Source organism: Acidovorax sp., from assembly GCF_022763525.1.
Classification (GTDB): domain Bacteria; phylum Pseudomonadota; class Gammaproteobacteria; order Burkholderiales; family Burkholderiaceae_C; genus Acidovorax.
Map to the genome: position 1 here is coordinate 1 of NZ_JALEGG010000109.1, position 7,389 is coordinate 7,389.

8 protein-coding genes and 1 pseudogene are annotated in these 7,389 nt (G+C 67.2%); 1 reads left to right on the forward strand and 8 read right to left on the reverse strand.

What is annotated here, in order from left to right; translation table 11 throughout:
- Window positions 1–137: pseudogene (locus tag MRY84_RS23160) on the reverse strand (short chain dehydrogenase); the annotation flags it as partial.
- Between the two features lie 120 nt (window positions 138–257).
- Here MRY84_RS23160 and MRY84_RS08810 point away from each other — a divergent pair.
- Complete coding sequence (locus MRY84_RS08810; RefSeq protein ID WP_291505355.1) at window positions 258–1,145, forward strand: LysR family transcriptional regulator; 888 nt, start codon at window positions 258–260, stop codon at window positions 1,143–1,145.
- A 66-nt stretch (window positions 1,146–1,211) separates the two neighbouring features.
- On the opposite strand, the gene MRY84_RS08815 is transcribed toward MRY84_RS08810, so the two are convergent.
- The 7 genes from MRY84_RS08815 to MRY84_RS08845 form a co-directional block, all read right to left on the reverse strand.
- On the reverse strand, window positions 1,212–1,655 hold the full coding sequence (locus MRY84_RS08815; protein ID WP_291505356.1) for a PaaI family thioesterase: 444 nt from the start codon (window positions 1,653–1,655) through the stop codon (window positions 1,212–1,214).
- On the reverse strand, window positions 1,652–2,341 hold the full coding sequence (locus MRY84_RS08820) for a transglutaminase family protein (protein WP_291505357.1): 690 nt from the start codon (window positions 2,339–2,341) through the stop codon (window positions 1,652–1,654). The genes MRY84_RS08815 and MRY84_RS08820 overlap by 4 nt, the downstream gene beginning before the upstream one ends.
- 105 nt (window positions 2,342–2,446) lie before the next feature.
- A complete protein-coding gene (locus MRY84_RS08825) occupies window positions 2,447–3,094 on the reverse strand; it encodes a trimeric intracellular cation channel family protein (protein WP_291505358.1) in 648 nt (215 codons plus the stop codon).
- Between the two features lie 98 nt (window positions 3,095–3,192).
- Window positions 3,193–3,555, reverse strand: coding sequence for a hypothetical protein (locus MRY84_RS08830; RefSeq protein ID WP_291505359.1), 363 nt, complete (start codon window positions 3,553–3,555; stop codon window positions 3,193–3,195).
- Window positions 3,552–4,385, reverse strand: coding sequence for a hypothetical protein (locus MRY84_RS08835; RefSeq protein WP_291505360.1), 834 nt, complete (start codon window positions 4,383–4,385; stop codon window positions 3,552–3,554). The genes MRY84_RS08830 and MRY84_RS08835 overlap by 4 nt, the downstream gene beginning before the upstream one ends.
- 41 nt (window positions 4,386–4,426) lie before the next feature.
- Entirely contained in the window at window positions 4,427–5,581 is a 1,155-nt protein-coding gene (locus tag MRY84_RS08840) for a PepSY-associated TM helix domain-containing protein (RefSeq protein WP_291505361.1), read from the reverse strand.
- A gap of 31 nt (window positions 5,582–5,612) precedes the next feature.
- The coding region (locus tag MRY84_RS08845; RefSeq protein WP_291505362.1) for a TonB-dependent siderophore receptor at window positions 5,613–7,389 on the reverse strand (1,777 nt) is incomplete at its 5' end.

Genomic DNA, 7,389 nt, shown 5'->3' on the forward strand with positions numbered 1-7,389 from the left:
GAGCCGGGCAGCGAAAAGTCCGCACGGTGCTCGCCACTGTTGCGGCCGACAGTGATCACGTCGTGGCGTGCGCTCAGGTTGGCCAGCACGGCCTGGCCGATGGTGCCGCTCGCGCCGATGAGAAGAATCTTGGACATGGTGATTTCCTTGGTGAAAAAGGGTTGAAGAAGACCGACGCCCTGATTCTTTTGCTAATCATTAAATGCATAAAGCACTTTGAAGTTATGCTTGTGTTAACCAATGATTAGGAATTTCGGATGGACAAACTGCGCAACATGGAGGTCATGGTGGCGGTGGTGGAAGCAGGCAGCTTTGCCGCGGCGGCACGCCAGTTGCAGATATCGGCCGTGATGGTGGGCAAGCACATCCAGCAACTCGAAGCCCACTTGGGCGCGCGCCTGTTCCAGCGCAGCACACGCCAGAACAGCCTGACCGAGGTGGGGGCGGCGTTCTACGAAGACAGCAAACGCGTGCTGGAGCAGGTGCGCTGGGCCGAATCCGCCGTGGAGCGCAGCCGGGCCGTGCCCCAGGGTCTGCTGCGGGTGAGCGCGCCCTTCACGCTGGGCAACCACGTGATCGCGCCGCTGGTGGCCGACTTTCTGCAGCGCCATGACCAGGTGCGCGTGGACTTGCAGCTGACCGACAGCGTGGTGGACCTGGCGGGCGAGGGCTTTGACGTGGCCGTACGGATTGGCCAGGTGGTCAACGAAGGTCTGGTGGCGCGGCCGCTGCGTCCCTACCGTATGGTGATTGCCGCAGCCCCTGCCTACCTGCAGCGCAACGGCACGCCCGAACGCGCGGCCGACCTGGCGCGGCACCAATGCCTGAGCCACTCGGTGTGGCAGCGCCGGGTGGAGTGGACGCTGCGCGACGGCAAGGAGGAGTTCTTCTGGCCCGAGAACGCGCGCTTTGTGTGCAACCAGGGCGACGGCCTGCGCCAGGCGGCGCTGCGCGGCCTGGGCCTGATCATGCAGCCAGAGGTGCTACTGGCCGATGATCTGGCCAGCGGAGCGCTGGTGCCGGTGATGCAGCACTGCCTGCCCGTGCCGCGCTCTGTGCACCTGGTGTATGCGCCCGACCGGCGGCAGCTGCCCAAGCTGGCGCGGTTTGTGGAGCATGTGGTGGGGGCGCTGGGCGTTGCCTGAGCGGTGCAGGTCAGGCTTGCGCGCCGGGGCGTGCGGCTTGGGGCCTTGGGTTTGTTGCCCAAGGGCTCACTCCACCGCGTTGCTTGGCACCGCAGGCCCGATCTTGAACACCCCGCTCACCCGCGCACAGGGCACGCCATCTGCGGTGACCAGCCCTTGCGCAAACACCAGCGAGCGCGTGACGCGCAGCGGCTCGGCCTCACCCTGCACCCAGGCGCCCAGCGGGGCGGGGGCCAGGTAGTCGATCTGCAGGCTGATGGTGGGCAGAAAACGGTCGGCCACCTGGTCGCTTTTGCGGTGCACCGACAGCGGCAGCAGCATGTCGCAAAAGCTGGCCATCATGCCGCCGTGCAGGTTGTTCATGGGGTTCACATGGCGGCGCTCCACGCGAAAGCCGAACTGCACCACGCTGCCTTCGTGGCGCAAGTAGAGCGGGCCGTTGTGCTGGATGAACGGGCCGCCGGACTGCAGCGGCGAAAAGCCCGGCGGGATCTCGGCATGGCTGCTCATGCGCGTGCCTCCTTCTCCACATCCTGCGCAAAGCTGGCGCCCTGCAAGCTGCTGTGGGTGGCACCGTCCTCGGGTAGCCAGCCGCTGTACACCGTGCGGAAGTCCGCCACGATCTGCGCCAGCGGCATGTCGTCAAAGGCGCCGCGCTGGTGAACGTACTCCATGTGGCGCGCGCCGGATCTGTCGAACGGGTGGTAGATGGAATCGTTCTCGCCATCGAATTCGAGCGGCAGCAGCCCAAAGCGCTCGCACAGCTCGATGTTGAACGCGGGCGTGGCCTTGCGCCAGGTGCCGCCCAGCCAGATGTCGGTGTAGCCGTGCCAGATGAAGAGGTCGGTCTTCATGATCTCGCGCATGCGCTCGGTGCTGAGGTGGTTGCGCACGTCCGCAAAGCCCATGCGCGCCGGGATGCCCGCTGCGCGACACACGGCGGTGAGCAGCGCGGCCTTGGGCACGCACCAGCCGTAGCCGTTGCCCAGCACCGTGCTGGCCGTCATGCCCCGGGGGGAGAGGTCGATGCGGTAAGGGTCGTAGCGAAAGCCGTCACGCACGGCCAGGTACAGGGCGACGGCGCGTTCGCGGTCGGTGGTGCCGCGCGCGTGTTGAGCGGCAAAGGCCTGGATGGAAGGTGAGTCGCTGTCGATAAGGGCCGTGGCACGCAGGTGGGCGGGCGTGGGGGTGGTCATGGGGGGTGTGTCTCCTGCAGTCTGATGGGAATCAGTGTGTGGGCCCTGCGCACGGAATGCTGTCACGGGTGCGCCAGCTTCTGCCATGGAATGCGAATGAGCCCATCACACCCGCCACGCGGGCAGCTCCCAGTTGCGCCATACCGCCAGCCCGCGCAGCCCGGCGGTGAGCAGCACGCAGGCCGCCATTGGCGCCCAGTCGGGCGCCTGCAGTTGACGCAGGGCCACATCGGCCCAGCCGCCCGCAAACGCGCACAGCGCATAGGGACGGTGGTCGCTGAAGGCTTGGGGCACTTCGTTGCACAGCACGTCGCGCAGGACACCGCCAAACACGCCGGTGATGACGCCCATCATCACGCCGATGATGGGCGGCATACCGATGGCGGTGGCAATGTCCACGCCCACGGCGGCGAACAGGCCCAGGCCGATGGCATCCGGCAGCAGCATGGCGCGTTCAGTCGGCTCAAAGTGCCGCTGGCGCATGAACAGCATCGCGCCGATGCACAGCGCGAGAATGCCCCAGACGAACTCGGTGTGCCGAATCCAGAAGAAAGGCCGCTGGTCCAGCAGCAGGTCGCGCAGCGTGCCCCCGCCGAACGCCGCCACAAAGGCTACCACGCACACGCCCACGGCATCCAGCCGCTTGCGCGCCGCGGCCATCACGCCCGACAGTGCAAACGCCACGGTGGCAGCCACCTCCAGAACGAGGCGCAAGGTGTTCACCCACGGGGTGTTGAGCAGGGATGGGTCCATGCCCGCGATTGTGCCGTGCGGAGCTTGCTACAAATTTGGTAGCTATTGGCGCTTGATAATTAAGCGCTGGCGGCCTATTGCGAGTGGATCAGGGCGGTTTAACCCACTAGGCGCAGTCCAACAACCGCCAGCGCTACCACGCACCCTGCACACCCCAAAGTCCCTAGCCGCATCGCCCAGTGCCGCGCCGCCACAGGCCACTGGTTCATGCCGAGTACCAGCAGCCACCCCAGCCCCATCCATGCCGACACCACCAGTGCCGCACCGCCTGCGGGCCCCGCTGCCGCCACGGCGGTCACTGTCTGCAGCACCAGCGTGGCCAGCGCCGTGGCCCAGGCGCGCCTGCGTGCAGCCCCGCGCAAGCCGTCGCCCCAGGCGCGTGTGGTCACGGCCTGGGCCCAGTGCGCAAGGGCCATCAGCGAAGCCAGCGCGGCGCAAGCGCCCATGAGTTCCTGGTTCATGCGGTTTCCGTGTGGCGGGGTTGGGCGCTGTGGCTGCGCGGGCTGTGTGACTTGCGTATAGCACGGCCCCGCTTCCACCGTCCGGGCGCTGCAGCGGCCAGTGCACACAGCGCTGCTGCAGCGGCCCACTGCCACAGCCCGGCCTTGGCCGTCAGGCCGCCATAGGCCAGCGCGGCCAGCGCCCACAGCAGCCCTGATGTGCGGGGTGCCCAGTGGCGAAGCGTTGCAGCCGGCAGGGCCAAGAAGAAGGCCAGCAGCAGGCCCAGCATGCCCGACGAGCGCGCGGGCTCGATCGCCACGATGTGTGCCAGGCGGAACGACTCCACCGCTAGCACGCCGCTCAGCCAGAACGGCAGATGCGCGGGGGGCAGCCAATGGCACCATCCACCCCGCTGCCGACGCTGGCGCGCTGCGGGGGCATGCCTTGCCGCGCCCGCTGAGGCCGCGGTGTGGCGCACAGCCTTGTGCCGGGGTGCCTGCACCCGCTGGGGGCCGACAAAGGCAGCGATTCCCGCACAGGCCAAGCCTACGACCATCATGCTGGCCAGCATCGCCGGACCTTGCGCGCTGCCCAGCACCTGCCCGGCGAGGCCTGCCACGACCAGCAGCACGCCCCCGCCGCCCAGCGCCACGCGCCACAGCGCCAGCGTGCGCAGCGCCCACGCGGCCGCCGCCGACATTAGCAGCCACGTGCCGATCAGCACCCATACGGCCCACACAGGCCGCTGCGCGAGCGAGGGCAAGCCGGAAGGCCCCCACAGGTGGATGAAGACTGCCACCACCAGTGCGGCGGGTACGGTGGCGTGCAAGGCCAGGAAGAATCGTTGCATGGTGGGGGAGAGGAGTGACACCCGTATGGCGACGTGTTGGGTCAGCCCGCAGCGGTAGTGCTGCCGGGGAGCGCCGCGCCAGCCTCCCGCGGGAGTTGCTGGCGCTGCTGGCGAGCGTCCAGCCAGATCAGCGTGCCCGAGATCGACAGGAACGCGGGCGTCATGCCCAGAAAGAAATACAGCCACTTCAGCGCCAGCCCGCCAAAATCGCCGAAGTGCAGCGGCTCCATGAGCCCGTTGACCAGTGACCAGAAGCCTGCCGTGCGCGGGTCGTGCACCTTCTTGGTGGCGCCTGTGGCGGCGTCGATGTCCACCCGGGCCGTGCTGGCCAGGTGGCCGCTGAGGTTGCCGGTGAAGCCAGCCTCGGCCGTCTCGGTCCCCCAGCGGCGCATCGATACGTACCGCACCTGCAGTCCGGGCACGGCGTGCTGGGCAGTGGCATGCAGTGCGTCCAGTGACTGCATGCGCACCGGCTCGGTGGCCTCTGCAGCCGCCTTGCGCGCGGGTTTCGGGGCTGCCGCTGCCGGGGTGCCGGTGGCCAGGTACTTGTAGCTCTGCTCGAACAGCGGCGCGAGACCCATCCAGGCGCCCGTGGCCGCGATCAGGATGTGAAAGCCCAGGCCCCAGATGCCCGCGGACTTGTGCAGGTCCGACATCACCACCCGAAAGCTGCGGCCCCAGCGCTGCGTGAACAACTCGGCCAGGATCTTGCGGTGGATGACGATGCCCGTGGCAATCAGCACCAGCATCGCTACGCCGAGAAAACCCACGATCCACCGCGGCCCGAAGAACAGGAAGACATGCAGCATGCGCAGGTACTGGCCGAGCTGGCTGTCCACCGGGCCCACCACGGTGCCCGTGTCCGACCGCAAAGCCACCTTGGTGCGCGTGTTGGCGGGCGCGCCACGCTCGCGCACAAAGGCGAAGTAGCTGGGGTTGACGGCATCGGGCAGTGCAATGCTCTCTACCGTGGCGCCGGGGTAGCGTGTGTGCAGCTGGGTCAGCACCGCGTCGAGCGGCGCAGGTTTTTCAGTGCGCGGCAGCTGCGCCAGCGACGGATTGGCCCACAGGTCGATCTCGTGCTTGAACACCACCACCGCGCCCGAAAAGCACACGATGAACATCAGCAGCCCCGTGACGATACCCGCCCAGGAGTGCAGGGTGAACAGGCGGTTGAGCGTGCGCTGGCTGGTCATGGCGTGCGGGCGGCTGGAGTGGAGCGCTGCGTCAGAAGAAGTACGTCACGCCCAGGCTGAAGTTGCGTGGCAACGCGGGCGACACCACGTTGGCATTGATCGCGCCGTCGTAATACGCCTTGTTGAACACGTTCTTCACGCCCGCGGTCACGCGGTAGTTCTCACCCACGTAGCTGATGGACGCATCGGCCACAAAGTACGACGGCAGCGTGAAGGGGTACGAGCCAATCTGCTCGCTCACATACCGCCCGCCCAGGCCCAGCGTCACGCGCTGGTACTGCGGCAGCTTGTACGTGGCCCAGGCCGTGAGCGTGTGGCGCGGTGTGAGGTTGAGTGGCTTGCCCACGATGGCGGCATTGTTGTCACGCGTGACCTTGGTCTGTGTGTAGGTGTAGGCGCTGGTCAGCTTCCAGCCGTTCTTCAGGTCCGCGCCCAGCTCCAGCTCCAGCCCGCGTGCGCGCTGCTCGCCGGTCTGCACGCTGAAGCCCGTGTTCACCGGGTCGGCGGTGGTCACGTTCTCGCGCACCAGGTCAAACACGGCGAGCGCGCCGGTGACCTGGCCGCCGGGGGCTTCGTACTTCACGCCCGCCTCCCACTGCTTGCCGGTTTCGGGCACAAAGTTCGATCCGCCAAACGTCAGGCCTGACTGGGGCAGGAACGACTCGCCATAGCTGCCATACGCGGCCCAGCCGGGCTTGAACTCGTACACCAGCCCGGCCGACAGCGTGGTGGCGTTGTCCTTCTGGCGCGTCTGCGTGTTGGCCACGCGGTTGTTCGTATCGGTGGTGGACCAGTCGCGGCGCAGGCCCACCAGGGCCGTCCAGCCCTGGCCAAACTTGATCTGGTCCTGCGCATACAGCCCGGCCACGGTGAGTTTGGCGGGCGCATCCTGCGTCAGCGCCTCGGGGCAGGTGGCCTGCATGCCATACACGGGTGCAAACAGGTCCAGTGCACCGATGCGGCAGGTGCGGCTGGCCAGCAGGCTGGTGCCGCTGCGCGCATCGAGGCCCGTCACCAACTGGTGCTTCACGCCCAGCGCTTCAAAGCGCGACAGCAGCGAGGTGTCGGTGGCCAGCAGGTCGTAGTCCATGTACTGGCGCGAGGCGCTGCGGTTCTGCAGCCGCTGGTTGGCCTGCAGCGCCTGGTTGGAGACAAAATTGCCCGTGCCCTTCTCGGTCTCGTAGCGCACGTTCTGGCGGAAGATCATGGCCTCCGACATCTTGTGCTCCAGCGTGTAGCCCACGGTTTTGCTCTCTACGTCATACCCGCCAAAACTTGGGTCGCCCGTGAACATCGTGACGGGCAGCGTGCCGTTGCGGTTGGGCAGCAGCGTGCCGTAGGGCGTGATGCCCTGCTGGCGCATCCATTGGCTCTGGCTGTAGGTGGCAAACAGCACCAGGTCGGTCTGCGGCCCCAGGTCGATGGAGAGCGACGGCGCAAACCAGCGGTCCTTGCGGTAAACGAACTGAGTGGGGTCGTCGGCGTTGGACACCTGCGCATTGATGCGCACCGCCGTCTTGCCCGATTCGGACAGCGGCCGGTTGATGTCGGCCTGCAGCGTGCGCTGGCCGAAACTGCCCACCTCCACGCCTACCTCGTTGATCGCCTCCTTCTTGGGCCGCTTGCTCACCGCGTTGACGATGCCGCCGGGCTGCACCTGGCCGTACAACACTGAGGCCGAGCCTTTGAGCACCTCGAAGCGCTCGTAGCCGTAGGGCTGCAGCTTGGCCCACATGCCCGGGCTCTGCACCAGGCCATCGACAAGGATGGATTCGGTGGAGCGAAAGCCCCGGATGTTCAGGTCATCA

Bases quoted from the DNA above. Each gene is read 5' to 3' on its own strand.
- MRY84_RS08810 (WP_291505355.1), top strand. From the start codon at position 258: ATGGACAAACTGCGCAACATGGAGGTCATGGTGGCGGTGGTGGAAGCA.
- MRY84_RS08840 (WP_291505361.1), bottom strand. From the start codon at position 5,581: ATGACCAGCCAGCGCACGCTCAACCGCCTGTTCACCCTGCACTCCTGG.
- MRY84_RS08835 (WP_291505360.1), bottom strand. From the start codon at position 4,385: ATGCAACGATTCTTCCTGGCCTTGCACGCCACCGTACCCGCCGCACTG.
- MRY84_RS08830 (WP_291505359.1), bottom strand. From the start codon at position 3,555: ATGAACCAGGAACTCATGGGCGCTTGCGCCGCGCTGGCTTCGCTGATG.
- MRY84_RS08820 (WP_291505357.1), bottom strand. From the start codon at position 2,341: ATGACCACCCCCACGCCCGCCCACCTGCGTGCCACGGCCCTTATCGAC.
- MRY84_RS08825 (WP_291505358.1), bottom strand. From the start codon at position 3,094: ATGGACCCATCCCTGCTCAACACCCCGTGGGTGAACACCTTGCGCCTC.
- MRY84_RS08815 (WP_291505356.1), bottom strand. From the start codon at position 1,655: ATGAGCAGCCATGCCGAGATCCCGCCGGGCTTTTCGCCGCTGCAGTCC.